The 18,335-nt window shown below is 62.7% G+C and carries 13 protein-coding genes; 7 read left to right on the top strand and 6 right to left on the bottom strand.

Annotation, left to right across the window (positions count from 1 at the left end):
* Nucleotides 1–131 precede the first annotated feature (131 nt).
* Entirely contained in the window at nt 132–1,763 is a 1,632-nt protein-coding gene (locus EYQ35_07160; GenBank protein ID HIF63912.1) for an acetolactate synthase, read from the bottom strand.
* A gap of 236 nt (nt 1,764–1,999) precedes the next feature.
* Here EYQ35_07160 and EYQ35_07165 point away from each other — a divergent pair, with 236 nt between their 5' ends.
* From EYQ35_07165 to EYQ35_07175, 3 genes are all read left to right on the top strand, one after another.
* Nucleotides 2,000–3,127, top strand: coding sequence for a cytochrome P450 (locus tag EYQ35_07165; protein HIF63913.1), 1,128 nt, complete (start codon nt 2,000–2,002; stop codon nt 3,125–3,127).
* A gap of 115 nt (nt 3,128–3,242) precedes the next feature.
* Nucleotides 3,243–3,632 (top strand): RidA family protein, encoded by a 390-nt coding sequence (locus EYQ35_07170; GenBank protein HIF63914.1) that lies wholly within the window; start codon nt 3,243–3,245, stop codon nt 3,630–3,632.
* A gap of 63 nt (nt 3,633–3,695) precedes the next feature.
* Nucleotides 3,696–4,814, top strand: coding sequence for a nitronate monooxygenase (locus tag EYQ35_07175; protein HIF63915.1), 1,119 nt, complete (start codon nt 3,696–3,698; stop codon nt 4,812–4,814).
* A 65-nt stretch (nt 4,815–4,879) separates the two neighbouring features.
* Here EYQ35_07175 and EYQ35_07180 read toward each other — a convergent pair whose 3' ends face one another.
* Nucleotides 4,880–8,530: a hypothetical protein gene (locus EYQ35_07180; GenBank protein HIF63916.1), complete on the bottom strand. Its 3,651-nt coding sequence runs from the start codon at nt 8,528–8,530 to the stop codon at nt 4,880–4,882.
* A 383-nt stretch (nt 8,531–8,913) separates the two neighbouring features.
* Here EYQ35_07180 and EYQ35_07185 point away from each other — a divergent pair, with 383 nt between their 5' ends.
* A complete protein-coding gene (locus tag EYQ35_07185; protein ID HIF63917.1) occupies nt 8,914–9,777 on the top strand; it encodes an LLM class F420-dependent oxidoreductase in 864 nt (287 codons plus the stop codon).
* A gap of 21 nt (nt 9,778–9,798) precedes the next feature.
* Here the strand turns inward: EYQ35_07185 and EYQ35_07190 are convergent, their stop codons facing one another.
* Nucleotides 9,799–10,599, bottom strand: coding sequence for a hypothetical protein (locus EYQ35_07190; protein ID HIF63918.1), 801 nt, complete (start codon nt 10,597–10,599; stop codon nt 9,799–9,801).
* A gap of 14 nt (nt 10,600–10,613) precedes the next feature.
* Nucleotides 10,614–11,759 carry an acyl-CoA dehydrogenase gene (locus EYQ35_07195; GenBank protein ID HIF63919.1) on the bottom strand — a complete coding sequence of 382 codons (1,146 nt, stop codon included), beginning with the start codon at nt 11,757–11,759 and terminating at the stop codon, nt 10,614–10,616.
* A 199-nt stretch (nt 11,760–11,958) separates the two neighbouring features.
* On the opposite strand from EYQ35_07195, the gene EYQ35_07200 reads away from it, so the two are divergent.
* Complete coding sequence (locus EYQ35_07200) at nt 11,959–13,104, top strand: acyl-CoA dehydrogenase (protein ID HIF63920.1); 1,146 nt, start codon at nt 11,959–11,961, stop codon at nt 13,102–13,104.
* 24 nt (nt 13,105–13,128) lie between these two features.
* On the opposite strand, the gene EYQ35_07205 is transcribed toward EYQ35_07200, so the two are convergent.
* On the bottom strand, nt 13,129–14,622 hold the full coding sequence (locus tag EYQ35_07205; protein ID HIF63921.1) for an NAD(P)/FAD-dependent oxidoreductase: 1,494 nt from the start codon (nt 14,620–14,622) through the stop codon (nt 13,129–13,131).
* 102 nt (nt 14,623–14,724) lie between these two features.
* Between EYQ35_07205 and EYQ35_07210 the strand changes: the two genes are divergently transcribed.
* Together EYQ35_07210 and EYQ35_07215 are read left to right on the top strand one after the other, a co-directional pair.
* Nucleotides 14,725–15,297, top strand: coding sequence for a superoxide dismutase family protein (locus tag EYQ35_07210; GenBank protein HIF63922.1), 573 nt, complete (start codon nt 14,725–14,727; stop codon nt 15,295–15,297).
* A gap of 38 nt (nt 15,298–15,335) precedes the next feature.
* Nucleotides 15,336–17,276 carry an NAD(P)/FAD-dependent oxidoreductase gene (locus EYQ35_07215; protein ID HIF63923.1) on the top strand — a complete coding sequence of 647 codons (1,941 nt, stop codon included), beginning with the start codon at nt 15,336–15,338 and terminating at the stop codon, nt 17,274–17,276.
* Nucleotides 17,277–17,361: 85 nt separating this feature from the next.
* Here EYQ35_07215 and EYQ35_07220 read toward each other — a convergent pair.
* Nucleotides 17,362–18,335 (bottom strand): hypothetical protein (locus EYQ35_07220; GenBank protein ID HIF63924.1); only part of this gene is annotated, 974 nt, incomplete at its 5' end.

The raw sequence follows: 18,335 nt of genomic DNA on the forward strand, positions 1-18,335 counted from the left end.
CGAAAAGGCCTATAGCGTAAGGGTTCGCAGCGCGTTATTGCGTGGCAGAAAGAAAAACGGTGTTTTAGAGAAGCTGATTGGCTAACGCTTAATCATCGTCCTGCCCAGGGCAGGCTCAGCGCCCGTGCTGATCAGACATAGATACCACCGGAGAACTCGCGGTCCTGGCGCATCATGACATTCACGCAAGCCGGCTTACCACTGGCGTAGGCCCGCTCAAGGGCCGGTCGGATCTGGTCGGGTTCGGTCACAAGCTCGCCGTGGCCGCCCAGGGCCTCGACGACCTTGTCGTAGCGGGTGGCCGCCAGCTCGGTGGCCACCAGCCGATCCTCGCCGAACAGGCCGGCCTGGGGCCTGAGCATCTGCCCCCAGGCCTGGTCGTTGCCGATGATGCCGACGATGGGGAGTCCAAACCGCACGGCCGTGTCGAACTCGAAACCGTTCAGCCCGAAACTTCCGTCGCCGTAGACGATGAGCACGCGCTTGTCGGGATGGGCTAGCTGCGCGGCCAGCGCAAACGGCATGCCCACGCCCAGCGTGCCCAGCGGGCCCGGGTCCATCCACGCGCCGTTTTTGGGCACCTTTATGACCTTGGCCGCCTGCGCCACTATGTCGCCGCCGTCGCCGATCACTATGGTGTCGTCGTCCACGAAGTCGGCTATCTCGCGGCACAAGCGTTGCGGGTCGATCGGCACCTCGTCGGAGTTGAGCCGAGCGCGCATGGTTTCTTCGGCCTCGTCCTCTTTCGCGCGCCAGGTCTCCACGACGCCTGACCAGTCCATGCTGACATTGTCTTCCTGCATGACCTCGAGCATGGTCTGCAGGGTTAGCCCGAGGTTGCCCACCAGGCCAATGTCGGCCCGGCGGTTCTGGCCGATCTGCACGGCGTCGAGATCGAGTTGTATGATTTTTGCCGTGGCCGGGATCGAGGCGCCGAAGCGCATGCGGAAGTCCAGCAGCGAACCGGCCAGTACCACGCAGTCGGTCTGCTCGAGGTAGTCGCGACGCGTGCGGTTGAAGAACCAGGGAGAGTCGTGGTCGACCTGCCCGCGGCCCATGCCGTTGCAGAAGGCGGGCATCTTAACGGCGTCGAGAAAGCGGCCCAGCGACTCGCGGCCGTTGGACCACTTGACGCCAGTGCCGACCATTATCATGGGCTGCTTTGAAGCCGCCAGCATCGTTACGGCCTCGCGCACCGACTCTCGGGCCGGCCTGACCTGCGGCGTGGGCAGCGGCGCGGGGCAGTAGGCGGTGTCGAGGTCTACCGGTCCACCCAGTACGTCCATGGGGATTTCAATGTAAGCCGGGCCGGGGTTGCCCGACAACGCGTGGCGTATGGCTTCTTCCACGTACTCGCCCAGGCGGTCAGTGGCGTAGCATGCCTCGGCCCACTTGCTTATAGGTCGCATGACCGAGATGTGATCCATTTCCTGCAGCGAGCCCTTGCGCAGGTTGGCCAGCGGTCCCTGGCCGCCAAAAACAAGGATGGGCGAGTTGGCCCGCCAGGCGTTGGCCAGCCCGGTAACGCCGTCGGTGGCGCCGGGCCCCGCGGTGAGTATGGCCACGCCCACCTTGCCGGGGTTCAGTCGGGCCCAGGCGTCGGCCGCGTGGACGGCGGCCTGTTCGTGTCTCACGTCGACAACTTTTATCCCCTCGTCGAGGCAACCATCGTAGATCGCCATCACGTGTCCGCCCGAAAGCGTGAAGACCACTTCGACCCCCGCCTGTTTCAGCGCCTTCGCTACCAGTTTGCCACCGTGCATGTGTTCGTTTCCTCCAGGAGTCCCGCCGTCGGGGCGGGCAGCCGCATCTTATAGCCCACAACCGTGGTTGAGAGAAAGCGCTTACAGCGGGTTCTTGTCGCCGCCCCGTCGATGCAGTATGTCTTGGCTGGCGGGGCGAGGGAGGGCCGATAATGAATAAGCAGGGCAATTCCGAGGTACAGCAGGTGGCGCACTTTGAGCTTCGCAGCGGCGAGGGCTGGCGGGATCCCTTCCCCATGTACCGCGCGCTGCGAGAGCACGACCCTGTGCACCTGGTCGAGGAGGGCGACTACTGGGTGCTTTCGCGTTTTGCCGAGGTGTTCGGCGCAGTTACAGACGCGGCCACTTTCTCTTCGGCCAGCGGACTGACTGTCGATTACAGCGAGATGAAAGAGCTGGGCCTGGAGGCGCCCATCGTGATGATGGATCCTCCCGCCCACAACGCGGTGCGAAAGCTCGGCGTAAAACAGTTCACCCCGGCCAAGGTGAGGCTCATCGAGAAACTGGTGCGTGTCCTGGCCGTGGAGCGCATCGAAAAACTTCGCGAGATGGGCAGTGGTGACATCGTCGCCGAGCTGTTCAAGCCCATTCCCAGCCGGGTCGTGGGTCATTTTCTCGGGGTACCCGAGTCGGTGCGCGAACGCTTCGACGATTGGTCCGAGGCCATAGTGGCGGCCAACGCTGAGGGCGAGTTAGACCGGGCGAGGGACGCGGTGGGAGAAATGTTCCTGCTCTTCAGCGAGCTCATCGAGCGACGCCGCGCTGACCCGGGGGATGACCTGTTCTCTGCCCTGGTAACGGCCGAGGTCAACGGCGAGCCACTGTCGATGGCGGTCATACTGGGCTTTGGCTTCACGATGGTGGCCGGCGGCAACGACACCAGCACGGGCCTGATGGCGGGTGCCGCCGAGCTGCTCACCGCCAGCCCCGAGCAGCGGCGGGCGCTGGCGGCCGACCCCTCGGGTCTGCCGGCCGCGGTTGAGGAGTTCCTGCGCTTGACCAGCCCGGTGCAGGGCCTGGCTCGCACGACTACCCGTGACGTGCAGCTGTGTGGACGTACGATACCGGAGGGCAGGAAAGTGATGTTGCTCTACGCCTCGGCAAATCGAGATGAGCGCGAGTTCGGCGACGACGTCGACCACTGCGACCCCCGTCGGAGCGTCGCTCGTCACCTGGCGCTGGGTTACGGGCAGCACCACTGCATCGGTGCTGCTGCGGCCAGGCTCATGGGCAGGGTCGCCCTGGAAGAACTACTCGTGCGTTGCCCCGACTTCAGCGTTGACGCGGCCGCTGGCCGTTACGCCGAGGGCAACTACGTGCGCCGCTTCAAGACCCTGCCGTTCGAGGCCCGGGGCCTGGCCTAAAACCCGTTGCCGGGCGGGGGAAGTTCATGGCCAACCCGCAGCGCTATTGGCACAACCGCCGAGCGCGGCTAGTTTCTCCTGTCGGCCTTGCCGCTGGCCCCTCGAGGAGATCAAGATGAGCGAGAGAGTAATCCCGGCCTCCATGCAGTCGCACTATGACGGCTTTCACTTTGCGCCCGCGGTCAAGGATGGCGGCAGGCTCTACTGCTCGGGACAACTCGGGGTGGGCCCGGGCGACGTCTTATCGGCGGACCCCGGCGAACAGTTTGTCCAAGCCTTTGAAAACCTGGCCACGCTGCTCGCGGAGGCCGGCGTGGCAATGGCCGACCTGATCGAGATGACCACCTACCACGTTGACATGGCCGATCACCTGCCCGCGTTTATGCAGGCCAAGGATCGCTTCGTGGCCGAGCCTTACCCGGCGTGGACCGCGATCGGGGTCTCCGCACTGGCCTTTCCCGGTGCGCTGGTCGAAATTCGCGCCATCGCCCGTCTCGCCGAGTAGTCAAGACAGCCCGGGAACTGGAGAACTTACGTGAAGAAAGTACTGCGAACACGGCTCTGCGACATGCTGGGCATCGACTACCCGATACTGAGCGCCGGCATGGGTCCGAGTCTGATCGGTGAACGCACGGGTGCGCCTGTAGAACTGGTGGTGGCCGTCTCCGAGGCGGGCGGCCTTGGTGTTCTGGGCGGCGCTGGCTTTTCGGTAGACGGCTTGCGCCAGGCCATACGCAAAATCCACAAGCTCACCGACCGGCCGTTCGGCGTTGACCTGCTCCTGCCCGGGCAGATAGTGAGCGCGGGGGACAGGCCCGAAACCGAGGAAGACCAGCGCCCGCTGAACGAGGTAGTAAAGGCACTGCCCAAGGCCCATTACGATTGGTTGATGAAGATGAAGGAGGAGTTCGACCTCCCCGATACCAACACTACGATGACCGGCAACACCACGGTCACGCGCCCGCGGGCGGCCATAGCCGTGTGCCTGGAGGAAAACGTGCCGCTGTTCTGTTCGGGCCTCGGCGATCCCGGTTTCATGGTCGAGGACGCCCACGCTGCCGGGATGAAGGTGCTCGGCATCTCGGGCAACGCTAAAAACGCCGGCCGAATTGCTGCCTCGGGCGCGGACCTGGTGGTGGCCCAGGGCCACGAGGGCGGCGGGCATACCGGGCGAGTGGGTTCTTTTGCCTTGTGGCCGCAGGCTATCGACGCGGCTGCACCCACGCCGGTATTGGCTGCCGGTGGGGTGGGCGACGGCCGCGGGCTGGCGGCTGCGCTGGCCATGGGTTGCGTCGGGGTCTGGGTGGGCACACGATTTCTCGCATCCACCGAGGGCGGCGCGCTGGCCAACCAGAAGCAGGCTATAGTCGACGCCGGCGACGAGCAGACGCGGCGTGGCCATTTCTACACGGGCAAGACATCCCGGGCCACTTACAACGGCGTCCACGACCTGTGGGAAAAATCAGGGCTCGAGCCCTTGCCCTTTCCGGTGCAGGTGCTGCTCTCGTCGGCGCTCGTAGACATGTTCAACGCCGCTGGCAGGCAGGAATACATCGGTCCGTTCGCCGGCCAGGTCTGCGGACTCATAGATGATATAAAACCGGCGGCTGAAATCGTGGATGAGATGGTAGAGCAAGCCACCGACATCCTGGGACGCAAGCTGGCCGAAGAAGTTCAGCTGGCCTGACCGGAAAAGCAGCGGCGATCAACCCGCTCCGGTGTGGAAAAACACCGGAGCGGGTCTGCCGTTGGCTACTTTGCTTTCAGCTTCCCATTTTTGATGGTTACGCTGGATGCGTCGAACACGGTCTCCCAGCATCCGCCCGGTTCGCTGACGAGCTGCATGGTAATGTGGCTGTCAGCCTGGAGGGCCGCGGCGGGAAGCGCTATGCCCACGCCTTTACCCTTGGCTGCTATGAACGCCTTGCCATCCCCGCCTGTTTTCAGCTTCAGGTTGCCCACTCCGTGAGACGTGGCCACGCCCTTGCTGTTGTATTTGTACATGCGAGCTGAGCCTTTCCAGCAAGCCTTGCCTCCACATGTACCACCGGGCTCGATGACCTGCTCCACGACGAGTGTGGGTACGTCGTTGTCCTCGTCGTACAGGCAAAGGGATATTTCGTCGCTGTTTACCGGGTCGCCGTAATCGGCGAGCGATGTGGCAGCTCCGGCTTTCCATTTCCATTTCAGCATATCCTTAGCACCGCCGCTGGTCGTGCGCAGGTAAATTGACGACTTACCCGGAAAGGCTGGAGCGCGGCAGCCATCGAGAGGGAACATCGGGCAGGCGAAGAAACCGCTTTCGCAACTTCCGGCCGAACACTGGTCGGCCCACGTCGCGGGGTCGCCATCCTCGCAGGAATTTGCGTTGTTCGGATGCGAGCAAGTGCCTCCACCGTCGCATTCGTCGTCCGTGCACTCGTTTCCGTCCGAGCTGCAGCTGGAGCCGCTCGCCAAGAACCCGTTATCGGTGCACGATCCCGCACCGCAGGTATCCTGGTTGATGCACTCGGTTCCGTTGTCACCGCAAGCGATGCCGTCCGAAGCGTCGTTTGGCTGGCAGGCACCCGAACCATCGCAGGTATCGGCATTGGTGCACTCGGTGTCACTGCCGTCTCCACACGCGGAGTCCGCGGCCACAAAACCGTTGTCGGTACACGATCCGCCGCCGTCACAGGCATCCTGCACGATGCATTCGGTTCCATCGTCACCACACAGGAACGCGCTGTCCTCGTGGTTGTCCTGGCAGGCACCCGAACCATCGCAGGTGTCGGCATTGGTGCACTCGGTGTCGGCTGGATCGCCGCAAGTAGTGCCCACCGCCAGGTCGGGGTTCTGGCAACCGCCTGACCCGTTGCACTCGTTGTCAGTGCAGTCGTTGACGTCGTCGCACTGCGTGGCCGACACTGTGCCGGCCGTTTCGTCGTTATCCTGGCAGGCACCCGAACCATCGCAGGTGTCGGCATTGGTGCAATCGGTGTCGGCTGGATCACCGCAAGTAGCGCCCACCGCCAGGTTGGGGTTCTGGCAACCGCCTGACCCGTTGCACTCGTTGTCAGTGCAGTCATTGACGTCGTCGCACTGCGTGGCCGACACTGTGCCGGCCGTTTCGTGGTTATCCTGGCAGGCACCCGAACCATCGCAGGTGTCGGCATTGGTGCACTCGGTGTCACTGCCGTCACCGCAGGCGGTGTCGGCTGCAACAAAACCGTTGTCTGTGCACGCGCCGATGCCATCGCACATATCCTGGTTGGTGCACTCGGTCCCGGCGTCACCACAATGAATCCCACTGTCCTCGTGGTTGTCCACGCAACTACCCGCACCGTTGCAGGTATCGGGGTCGGTACACTCGGTGTCACTGACGTGACCGCAGGCGATGTCGGCTGCAACAAAGCCGTTGTCGGTGCACGATCCACCGCCGTCACATCGGTCCTGGTTGGTACACTCGGTCCCGGCATCACCACAGGTTGTGTTCACAGCCTCGTGGTTATCCAGGCAACTGCCCGCACCATTGCAGGTATCGGGGTTGGTGCACTCGGTGTCACTGGCGGCACCACAGGAGGTGTCAACTGCAACAAAGCCGTTGTCTGTACACGATCCACCGCCGTCACAGAAGTCCTGGTTGGTGCACTCGGTGCCGGTGTCTCCGCAGGTAACGATCGCCGCCTCGTGGTTGTCCAGGCAACTGCCCGCACCGTTGCAGGTATCCGGGTTGGTACACTCGGAGTCGCTGCTGTTTCCACATGCAGAGTCAGCGGCCACGAAACCGTTGTCTGAGCAGCTGCCGCCGCCGTCGCAGGTATCCTGCACGACGCATTCGCTACCCGCGTCGCCGCAGGAGGTGCCACCGGCAGCGTCGTTGGCCAGGCAACTACCGGCACCGTCACAGGTATCGGGATTGGTGCACTCGGTGTCGCCACCGTTGCCGCAGGCCTTGTCCACGATACTGAACGGGTCGCTGCATATTCCGGAAGCCGTATCGCAGGTGCCCACTTCGTGGCAGTCGTTGAACGCTGTGCAGATGACGGGGTTCGCTCCGACGCATTCGCTGTTGGCGCAGGTATCGGTCTGCGTGCAGGCGTTGCCGTCGTCACACGGATCCGTATTCGCGTCGTTGAGGCAACCCAGCGTAACGTCGCAGCTGTCGTTGGTACAGCCGTTGAGATCGTCGCAGGTGGCGGAAATGTCGGTGAATACACACCCGTCAACATCCGTGCAGCTATTGGTCGTGCAGACGTTGGCGTCGTCTTGTGCCCCGCCTTCAGCGCAAGCAGCCGGGCCTATGGCGGCCGGACCTGAGTTCTGGCAGGTTGACGAGCAGCAATCGCCGTCAACGGTGTTGCCGTCGTCGCACTCCTCTCCTACCGACTCGTCAAGAATACCGTCGCCACACAACTGGGCACTGCGTCCTTGCACGCTGAAAAGGGAAGTTTCCACCGTGCCGGAATGTAGCCCGGTACTGGGATCAATGTCGCCGGCACAGGGGCCTTCGATCCGGTAAAAGTTTGTGTTGCACGGGCTACCCGTTACCGCGTGGGGAACAAGCGGGTCGCCAATGTAGCCAGGGGGAGCGTCCACATCCCACTGGAGATAGTGACTTATGCGCGAGCGAGTGGGGTCTATAATGTTGCTGAACTGGTCGCCACCCACGATACCGGGTCCTGGCAGTACGCCGCAGTTAGGAGTGATCACGCCATCAATGACCCCGTGCAGGCAGTCGTCGGTCATGTTGATGGCCCGGGTCCCGGCGGTAATCGCGATATCGGCTGCGGTTACTTCTAAAGTATCGGTACCATAGGGGTGGGTTATCGTGTAGGTGCCGGCACAGGCCGCGTCGTTGGGCAGGGAAACCCGGGCGCGGATGCGGCTGAAAACCAGCTGGTCGCCGTCGAGGATGGCCTCGGCCGCGTTGTCCCATACACCCTCTACTGCGAGCACCAGCAGGGCATTACCAGAGTCTGCTCCGGTTCCCCACGTCATATTGGTGTTGGCGAGCGAGTAGAAGGTCTCGTGCCAGAAGTTGCCGTTGTCGATAGCCGGGGCAAGGTCCAAGGGAAGCCCCTCGCCCAACGGATCTCCGAACGGGGGGTTGCCGCAAAGCGGATCTATGTCGGTAGTTTCATCGCAGAGATCCAGGCCCAGGTTGTTCTGGTCAATGTAGTAGGCCGGGTATCCAAACTCGTTGAGTTCAGGCGAAAAGCTTTTAAGAGCCACGTAGTCATCCGGATCACCAACCACGCAGCCGGCCCTGGCCGTGGGCTCCTGGGCCTGGGCATAGACTGATACTGGAGCAGCTATTACTCCCGCAACAACAAACGCGACGGCGACGCAAAAAGAACGGCCTCCCGTCACAGATATTTTAGTAGCAGACTGTATGGTCTTGAACTGTATGGTATTGAACATTCCTCTCATCCCCTTGCCCCCGTCGCGCTTGATTTGCTGTCTACGCGATGGCGACTCGTAACTCATGACCCCCATGACAGTTGCCGCAGTGTACGACGGATTCTCGAGTGTGTGGCCGTTTATCTGCTGATTATTCCCGTTATGCCCCCTGCTTGGGGGCTTTCCTTGAGCACACTCTATGCGGTTTGCGTGAGGGGAACCTCGACTGGGTGGGCAAGCGTATGTTACTCATGTGGGGGTGGGTCTGTTTCCCGGGGGCGGGGGGGGGCATGACGCGGCCTGCCACGAATTGCCTGGCCTTGCAGAAAGGGATAGCTGAACGGTTGCTTGGCTGACACGGGTCCTGTTTCGTGACCCGGCCGCGGACGAAGAGGGAACAGATCATGAAATTTGGAGTTATGTTCAGCAACGTGGGACCGATGGGTACCCCCGACTTTCTGCCTGATTTTGCCCGCCTGAACGAGGCGGCGGGCATGGAGTCACTGTGGACCGTGGAGCACGTCGTCGTTCCGTCCGGCTACAAGTCGACCTACCCATACAGCGGCGATGGGCGCATGCCCGGTGCCGAGGAGTCACCGATTCCCGACCCGATACTGCCCCTGGTCTACGCGGCTGCGGTTACCGAGAAGATCAAGCTGGCCACCGGCGTGCTCATACTGCCGCAGCGCCACCCGTTCTACGTGGCCAAGGAAATCGCCACCCTGGACGTGCTGTCGCGGGGACGTGCCATCCTCGGCATAGGCGTCGGGTGGCTCGAAGAAGAGTTCGACGCGCTGGGAATTTCCTTTGCCGACCGTGCGTCTCGTACCCGCGAGGCCGTGGCCGCGATACGGTCGCTGTGGAAGGCCGAGCCCGAGGCCTTTGACGGCAAGTTTTTTAACTGGGGCCCCATGCACTCCAGCCCCGGGCCGGTGCAGGCGGCGGGCGTGCCGGTGGTGGTCGGCGGGCACACGCCCATAGCCGCCAAGCGGGCGGCTCGTTATGGCGACGGGTTCTTTCCGGCCGTGGGTGGTCCGGAGCAGCTTGAACCCCTGCTGCTCGTGCTCAAGGAGGAGTGCGACAAGCTGGGTCGCGACGCCGGCGAAGTAGAAATCAGCGTCGGCATGGGAGACTGCGATCTCGACACGGCCCTGCGTCTGCAGGATATGGGCGTGTCGCGCGCGGTTATAGCGCCCCGCGGATTTGATAGCGGCTCGTTGGAAAAGGGGCTTGCCATTTTTGACGACAAGGTGATGTCCCGGCTCTAGCCCCCGCTTGATCGGCGGCGGTCAGTCGTCGTTGCTGTCGGCAACCCAGGCCGGGTCGCGCTTTTCGGCGAACGCGGACATGCCCTCGGCGGCTTCAGGCGAGGCAAAGAGCTCGGCTATGCGCTCTTCGGCGTAGGCAAAGGCCGCGTCCTCGTCGAGGCGGGCAACGGTGCGCACGAGTTTTTTGGCTTCGCGTATCGCTACCGGTCCACCCTTGGCCACTGCGTCGATTTCTTTCTGCACTTCGTTTTCCAACTCATCGGCAGCTACCACCCGGTGCAGCAGGCCGTACTCGAGCGCGCGCGCGGCGTCGAAGCGTTCGCCGGTCAGGAAAAGCCGCATGGTGTTGTGCTCGCCCAGCTTGGGCAACACCACCACGGAGATCATGGCTGGGATCACGCCTATGCGCACCTCGCTGAAGCTGAAACGCGCCGTGTCCACGGCCAGGGTTATGTCGCAGGCGGCCACCAGGCCCAGCCCGCCGCCAAAGGCCGCGCCGTTGACCGCGCAGATGACCGGCTTGTCGCCGTCGCGTATGTGCAACATCAGGTCGATGAACGGGTTTCGGCTACCTTCTGTCTCGCCCATGCGGCCGCTCTTCTTGAGGTCGGCTCCCGCGCAGAACGCCTTGCCCTCACCCGTGAGTACGATGACCCTCGTCTCGTCGTCGTCGTTGGCGCGCTTCACACCGGCCGTCAGCTGTTCGACCATGTCGGCCGAAAGCGCGTTGCGGCTGTCGGGGTTGTTGAGGGTTATCCAGGCCGCTCGTCCACGCTGCTCGTAGAGAACCGTGTCTTGCCTGCTCTTATCGTCTTGCGCCATGTCGTGTCGTTCTCCTAGAAGCCCAGCATCTTTGCCAGGTAGTGGATCATGGTTTCGTCCGATCCCCCGCCTATGCTTATCAGCCGGGTGTCCACGAAGGCGCGGCCGGCGGCCGACTCGCGCATGTAGCCGAAGCCGCCGTGCAGTTGCATGCACTCGTCGGCCACCGAGCGTCCCATGCGACCGCAGAAGATCTTGGCCATGCTGATTTCCTTGGTGGCGTCTTCGCCGGCTATGCACTTGCGTACGCAGGACAGCGTCAGCTCCTTCGCTGCGGTTATCTGCGTGAGCATTTCTACGAACTTGAACTGCGAGACCTGCATTTTTGACAGGGGCTTGCCGAACAGCACCCGGTTTTCAGCGTACTCGCGGGTGATTTCCCACAGCCTGAGCGCGCCCGCGTAGCTCGATACGCAGGCCAGCAGGCGCTCGTCCTGGAACTGCATCATCTGTTGCTGGAATCCGCGCCCGGGGTCGCCGATGGTGTTGGACACGGGTACGCGCAGGTCCTCAAAAAACAACAGGCCGGTGTCCGAGCCGCGGTTGCCTATCTTGTCGAGCAGGTCGTAGCGGTAGCCGGGCAGGTCGGTGGGCACCAGGATCTGCGAAAACCCGCCGTAGCCCGCGTCGGGGTCGGTCACTGTCAGCAGGCAGATCCAGTCGGCCGTGGCCGCGTTGGTAATGAAGGTCTTTGAGCCGTTTATTACCCAGTCGTCGCCGTCGCGCACGGCCCGGGTCTTGATACCCGACACGTCCGAACCGGCGTCGGGTTCTGTGACTCCGATGGCAGACAGCATCTCTCCCTTGATCGACGGGACGAGGTATTTCTCCTTGAGTTCATCACTTCCGAACTGGTGCAACGAAGGGGTGGCCATGTCGGTGTGCACCGAGATGCCCATGCCGACTCCCGCGTTGTCACAGCGGGCGAGCTCTTCGTAAAAGATAGCCGAGTAGGACCAGTCCAGGCCCGCGCCACCCCACTTGGGGTCGTAGCGCAGGCCGAGCAGACCCAGCTCGCCCATCTTCGGGTAAATGCTCTTGTCCACCTGGCCCATCTCGTCGAACTCGCGCGCGCGTGGGGCCAGCTCGGTCTCAACGAAGCGTCGCATCGTGTCGCGAAAAAGGTTGTGCTCCTGGCTTGAGAAAATATCGTCGGTCATTCTGTGGCTTCTCCCGTCGCTGCGCGTCCCTTGATCGCGCTACCGCTGGCAACAGTACGCGTTGGTGATGGCTACTGCCAGCAGCTTTTGCCGTTCCGGCCCGCAGAAGAGTTGCGTTGACCTGCCATACAAGGGCAGTCTGCGCGAGTGTATCAGCCTTGCGGCCACGCGCGGATAACCCCGCGGGAGAACAAGCGACGTGTCTACATACCTTTTTGAGAACGAGGAACACAGCAAGCTGCGCGAGCAGATAAGGCGTTTTGCCGCTACCGAGATAGAGCCGAACGCCCACGAATGGGAAGAGGCCGAAGAGTTCCCCATAGAACTCTACCGGCGCGCGGCGGAGGCCGGCCTGATGGGCGTGGGATACCCCGAGGAGCTCGGAGGGCTGGGTGGAGACCTGTCGCACGGCACGGTCGCGGGCGATGAAATGGTGCTGGCGGGTAAGTCGGTTGGAACGGTGGTGGGCTTGTGGAGTCACAACATCGCAATTCCTCCTATAATTCGCCTGGGCACTGATGAGCAGAAGGAACGCTTCGTGCGACCGGTACTCGAAGGACGCATGGTGTCGGCGCTGGGGATCACCGAGCCCGGCGGTGGCAGCGACGTTGCCTCGCTTCGTACCCGGGCCGTGCGCGACGGCGATTGTTACGTGGTCAACGGTTCGAAGACTTTTATAACGTCGGGCTGCCGGGCCGACTTCGTCACTACCGCGGTGCGCACGGGCGAAGATCGTCACGGTGGAATCTCGCTGCTCATCATCGAGAAGAGCACGCCCGGCTTCAGCGTGTCGCGCAAGTTGCGCAAGACCGGCTGGTGGGCCAGCGCCACGGCCGAGATCAGTTTCGACGATTGCCGGGTACCGGCAGAAAACCTGGTCGGGGTGGAGAACGAGGGCTTCCTCGCGATCATGCACAACTTTGTTTCCGAGAGGGTAGGGCTGGCCGCCCAGTGCGTGGCCATAGCCGAGTTGGCCTACAGGGAGTCGGTGTCTTATGCCCGGGAGCGAGAAGCCTTCGGGCAGGCACTGTCGGGCTTCCAGGTCACCCGCCACAAGCTGGCCGACATGACCACGCGCATAGCTGCCGGCCGCGCGATAACCGGCGAAGTTGTTGCCCGCCACCTGCGCGGCGAAGACGCCAACGTGCTGGCCGCCAAGGCCAAGAACGTGGCCACCGACATGTGCTCGGCTGTCTGTGACCAGGCCGTGCAGATCCACGGTGGCTACGGTTACATGCGCGAGTACGTGGTCGAGCGCCTGTATCGCGACGCTCGGCTCTACCCCATAGGCGGCGGCACCCGCGAGATCATGAACGAGATTATCTCCAAGGCAGAGCGTTACTGAGCCGGCTGCCCGCCGGGGGGCGGGCTATCTGACGGTGTAGTCCGAGCGCTTGAAGCGTCGCGTGCGCAGGTAGTACTCGCTGGCGAAGCCCGGAAACAGGGCGCGGTTCTTACCGTCTTCTCCCAGGTACCAGCTGTTGCAGCCCGATGACCAGGCCGTGTATTTCATGCGCCCCTGTATGCGCTCGTTGTAGCGGTCCTGCACCTGCTGTTTTACCTCGAAGCTGCGCGCTCGCCCACTGGCGATCCTGCGCACGGCCTGCACGATGTACCTGATCTGCGCCTCGGTGAAGACCAGCACCGATGTGTGGCCCGGGCCGGTGTTCGGGCCCATGATGGTAAACCAGTTAGGGAAACCCGACACCGTCATTCCCTTGTAGGCCACCGCGCCGTCCTTCCAGGTATCGGCCAGCGACTTGCCCGCGCGCCCGGTGATGGGAAACGGCGCTGACGAAAGCCCGGTCTCAAAGCCGGTGGCGAGCAGCAGGGCGTCAACGGGGTGGGATTGCTCGTTACCGTCGGCATCGTGGGTAACAAGCCCCTTGGCAGTTATCCGGGTGATGCTGTCGGTCACCAGGTCGACGTTGTCGCGTTCGAAGCTGGGCCAGAAGTCGTCGGAGATGAGCATACGCTTGCAGCCGAACTGAAAGTGCGGGGTGAGCTTTTCCCGGAGTACGGGGTCGGACACACAGTGCTCGAGGTGCCTGATCGAAGCGCGCTCGGCTATGCCCGACAGCCGCGGTGAGTCGAGCACTATCATCGGCCCCATGGCTTCGCTGAAGCAGAAGGTGAACCACCGCACGGCTTTCTGCATGAACGGAAAACGCCGGAAGCGTTGCTTGGTTGTTTCGCTTACCTCGAGGTCACCCTTGGGCACCACCCACGCGGGCGTGCGCTGAAAGACGCTCATGTGTTCAACAGAGGGGGCTATGGCGGGAACCACCTGCACCGCGCTGGCGCCGGTGCCGATCACCGCGACGCGCTTGCCGGCAAGGTCGTAGTCGTGGTTCCAGCGGGCGGTGTGAAAAAGCTGGCCCTCGAAGTCGGCCAGGCCCTCGATGTCGGGGGGCGCGGGGTTGACCAGCCCGCCGACGGCCGCGATCACCACCTGCGCGGTGATCTGCTTGTCGTTATCCAGATGCAGCACCCATTGTTGGCGCTGGTCATCAAAGACCGCCGAGCTAACCTCGGTTTCAAAGCGCAGGTGCTCGCCGAGACCGTGCTTGTCGACGGTGCGCAGCAGGTAGGCCTGGATTTCGTCGGCGTGGGCAAACTTGTGTTTCCAGTCGGGGTTGGGGTCGAAGGAGAGCGAGTAGGCGTTGGCCGGCACGTCGCAGGCACAGCCGGGGTAAGTATTGTCGCGCCAGGTGCCACCCGGCTCAGAAGCCCGCTCGATCATGACAAAGGAGTTGATCCCCGCCTGCTTGAGCTTGATGGCCGCGCCGATGCCGCCAAATCCCGAGCCTATGACGGCCACCGTGTAGTCGGCGCGGTCAGTGTTGTTGCTGTCTGTGCTCATGGTTTTATGCCCACAGCTTGCAGCTAGCGCAGGCGCGGGGCAAGCTGCCTGCCCGGCCTGCATTCAGTGCCGACGAAGGAGCACAGGGTGAATATAGCAAAGATGATAGCGGTGGTACTGCTTGCGACGGCATTTTCGACACTGGATTTTCCAGCGACCCCGGGCGTTCAAGCGCCGGTGGTATCGCTGGCGGCGGCCGACCAGGCAGCTTCGCAGCAGGGCCCGGCGCTGGCCACACTCGTGGCTACCGCGGGTAACAGCGCGTCCGGCAGCGTCAGCTTTACGCCCGCAGAGGGCGGCGTCAGGGTGCAGGCCCAGTTGTCGGGCCTCGCCGCTGGTGGACACGGTTTTCACATCCACCAGTGGGGCGATTGCAGTTCGGGCGACGGCAAGTCGGCGGGGGGGCATTTCAATCCCGCCTCGGTTGACCACGCGGGTCCCCTGGCCGAGAGCCGGCACGTTGGTGACCTTGGCAACCTCGGCGCCGATGCAGAAGGTAACGCTTCTTATGACCGCGTGGACAGCGTCATCGCGCTGTCGGGTGCCAATTCGATAGTGGGGCGCGCAGTAATTGTTCACGCAGGGGCCGACGATCTTGCCAGCCAGCCCACCGGCGCGGCCGGCGCGCGCGTGGCCTGCGGGGTAATAGGCACCGCAGCGCCCGCGGCCGACTGAATAGAAGCGGCGGGCAAGCCTGGCGACACTGGACATCCATGACCGATAGAATCCCTCAACAGCCGGTGGACCCCATCACCGAGAGCGACGAGCAGATCGCCGAGGCGCTGGCCAGCGCCAGTATTCCCGCCATCCTGATGTCCATCGTGCACCTTGAGGGGAGCCTGCAGGCGGTGGCCGACCTCGCGCGCCCGGGCCCCGCCGTGTTGGGCGAGCAGCAGGGCGGAATGGCCGACGAGGACAAGGCCCGCGTCCGGACCGCGGCTCTTGACGCCCTGCGAGCGTATCGTGACAGGGGTTGTACGCTGCCGTCGTCGCCTTCGACGGAGACCATTCACGAGATGATGAACCTGATGGTGGGCGAGGAAGTCCCTGTCGACTACGTGGCCATGATGACCGAGGAGCTGGCGCTCGACGGCGGCGACCCGCGACGCGTTGGATGGACACGGCCGCTGCCGGACAAGTTGAAGCAGGATTTTCCGGTGGTGATCATCGGTGCAGGAATGTCGGGCTTGCTTACCGCGTACAGGCTGCAGGAGGCCGGTATCCCGTTCACGGTGGTCGAGAAGAACGCTACAGTGGGCGGCACCTGGCTTGAGAACAGCTACCCGGGCTGTCGGGTCGACATTCCGAACCACTTTTACTGCTACTCATTTGAGCCCAACAGCGAGTGGACCCGTTACTTCGCTGAGCGTGACGAATTGCTCGATTACTTCGAACAATTTACCGACCGCCACGACCTGCGCGAGCACGTGCGCTTTAACACGGAGGTGACCCGCGCGGTTTTCGACGAAGATACCGGCCGCTGGAGGGTGGGCTTGCGCCGTGTCGACGGCAGCGAGGATGAGCTCGACGCTGCTGTCGTCGTGAGCGCGGTTGGCCAATTGAGCCGGCCAAGGATACCGGCCTTCGAAGGGCTCGACGACTTCGAGGGCGTCGGCTTTCACTCGGCCCGCTGGCAACACGACGTTGAGCTGGAGGGCAAGCGCGTTGCCGTGGTAGGCACCGGCGCGAGTAGTCTTCAATTGGTCCCCGAACTGGCCAAGGTCGCGGGTAAGCTGGAGGTTTTTCAGCGATCTCCCTGCTGGATGACCTGGAACGCGGACTACCACCGTGAGACCAGCGAAGGCAAGAAGTGGTTGCTCAGGCACGTACCTTTTTACGGTCGCTGGTATCGGTTCCTGTTGTTCTGGCCCGGGTCGGACGGACTTATGCCGATGCTGGTCGTGGACCCCGAGTGGGAACACCCGGAACGCTCGGTGAGCGAGTCCAACGATATGCTGCGCGAGGTGTTCACCGAGTACATACGCGGCCAAGTGGGCGAGGACCCGGAACTCCTGGCCAAGGTTATCCCCGACTATCCGCCTTTCGGTAAGCGCATGCTGCAGGACAACGGCAGTTGGTTCGGGGCCCTCAAGCAAGACAACGTCGACCTGGTGACCGACGGCATAAAGCGGGTTACGGCCACGGGCATCGAGTGTGAGGACGGCAGCCAGCACGAACTCGACGTAATAGTGTTCGCCACGGGCTTTCACGCCAATCGCTTTTTGTGGCCCATGGATATAATCGGTCGCGACGGTGTCGAGCTGTCCGAGGCCTGGGGTGACGACCCGTCGGCTTATCTCGGCATCACGGTCCCGGGTTTTCCGAACATGTTCTGCCTCTACGGCCCTGGCACCAACCTGGCCCACGCCGGGAGCATCATTTTTCATTCCGAGTGCCAGGTGCGCTACATCATGGGTTGTGTCAGGGAGATGGTCGAGAAAGGGCTGTCGACCATGGACGTGAGACGCGAGGTACACGATGACTACGTGGCCCGCTTCGACGCCGAGCACGAGCGCAAGGTGTGGGCGCACCCGGGCATGAACAGCTGGTACAAGAACAGCCGCGGCAGGGTGACCACGACCTCGCCGTGGCTGTTGCTGGACTACTGGCGCTGGACCATGCAGCCGGACTTTTCCGACTACGAACTTCGCTGACAGCGTGACCGCCGCGGCCGCGGCCCATGATGAACCCTCCGCGCGGCAGGCTGTTTATTCGACGGTCATGTTCGATATCGCCGTGCTAGATGCAGCCGCAGCTGAAGATTTTAGGTAAGTAGACACAGGCCTTGTCAGCCGGACATGTTCCGTTGCACGCGGGTGCGGACTGATCGCAGGGTGGTACCGTGGTCGTGGTCGTCGTGGTGGTCGTGGTCGTCGTGGTCGTCGTGGTCGTCGTGGTAGTAGTATCAACCGTCACGCAATCACAATAGTTTTCATTTGCCAATTTCACGCAAACCTGGGGTTCCGGGCATATCCCGTAGCATTGCGGCGCACCGGAATCCTGGCAGGCAGTTTTCTTGAGCGCCGGCACACACAACTCCTTTGTCCTGCCCACCTTGATGTCGCGGTAGTCGAATTGATCGACCACTGTTTGTTGAGATGACTGTTCGTTTAAACAAGCGACTTTGTAACAGATGAAGTCGGTAGTCAGGCTGGGGCCCCATATGTCCCAATGGGTAAGAGGAACGCCGTCGACGGATGGGGGCGTTATGACAGTTTTCGCCACCGGGACACAGAACTTTTTTCCGCCTTTTTTGATTTTGCAGTTCGGAGCGAGCCCAAACTGCGGCGAGTCCATGTCAACGAGGGCCCTGAAGGTTTTCATGAACTTGCTGTCCTTCATCTTGTAGCACTCAAGGTGGTCGGTACAGGCATCGAAGTATACGTAGGCCGACCCAGATATCGAACCCGCGTCGTCGTCGTAAGGCGCGCCTACTATCGCCGTCAGGCAGCCGCAGCTTATGGCTACCGAGGATCCGAAGATGTCGCCCGCGGCGGCATCATAAGCGGTGATCTTTTTGACCTCGCCCCAGTTGTTCACGCCGCCCTCGTCGCGCTGGTACGCGTAGGCCGAGCCGGTCGGATTCCCGGAGTGGACGGCAGGTGCTCCGACAATCGCGGTGTCGCAGCCGATCGATACCGAGATTCCAAAATTATCCAACGCGGCGGCGTCAGAGGCTGTGATCTTTTTGACCTCGCCCCAGTTGCCCGATC

It is taken from the genome of Candidatus Binatota bacterium, from assembly GCA_012960245.1.
Lineage (GTDB): Bacteria > Desulfobacterota > Binatia > UBA1149 > UBA1149 > UBA1149.

What these genes read in the sequence shown, in the direction of transcription:
- EYQ35_07160 (HIF63912.1), bottom strand. Translation starts at nt 1,763, where the DNA reads ATGCACGGTGGCAAACTGGTAGCGAAGGCGCTGAAACAGGCGGGGGTC.
- EYQ35_07165 (HIF63913.1), top strand. Translation starts at nt 2,000, where the DNA reads ATGTACCGCGCGCTGCGAGAGCACGACCCTGTGCACCTGGTCGAGGAG.
- EYQ35_07170 (HIF63914.1), top strand. Translation starts at nt 3,243, where the DNA reads ATGAGCGAGAGAGTAATCCCGGCCTCCATGCAGTCGCACTATGACGGC.
- EYQ35_07175 (HIF63915.1), top strand. Translation starts at nt 3,696, where the DNA reads ATGCTGGGCATCGACTACCCGATACTGAGCGCCGGCATGGGTCCGAGT.
- EYQ35_07180 (HIF63916.1), bottom strand. Translation starts at nt 8,530, where the DNA reads ATGTTCAATACCATACAGTTCAAGACCATACAGTCTGCTACTAAAATA.
- EYQ35_07185 (HIF63917.1), top strand. Translation starts at nt 8,914, where the DNA reads ATGAAATTTGGAGTTATGTTCAGCAACGTGGGACCGATGGGTACCCCC.
- EYQ35_07190 (HIF63918.1), bottom strand. Translation starts at nt 10,599, where the DNA reads ATGGCGCAAGACGATAAGAGCAGGCAAGACACGGTTCTCTACGAGCAG.
- EYQ35_07195 (HIF63919.1), bottom strand. Translation starts at nt 11,759, where the DNA reads ATGACCGACGATATTTTCTCAAGCCAGGAGCACAACCTTTTTCGCGAC.
- EYQ35_07205 (HIF63921.1), bottom strand. Translation starts at nt 14,622, where the DNA reads ATGAGCACAGACAGCAACAACACTGACCGCGCCGACTACACGGTGGCC.
- EYQ35_07210 (HIF63922.1), top strand. Translation starts at nt 14,725, where the DNA reads ATGATAGCGGTGGTACTGCTTGCGACGGCATTTTCGACACTGGATTTT.
- EYQ35_07215 (HIF63923.1), top strand. Translation starts at nt 15,336, where the DNA reads ATGACCGATAGAATCCCTCAACAGCCGGTGGACCCCATCACCGAGAGC.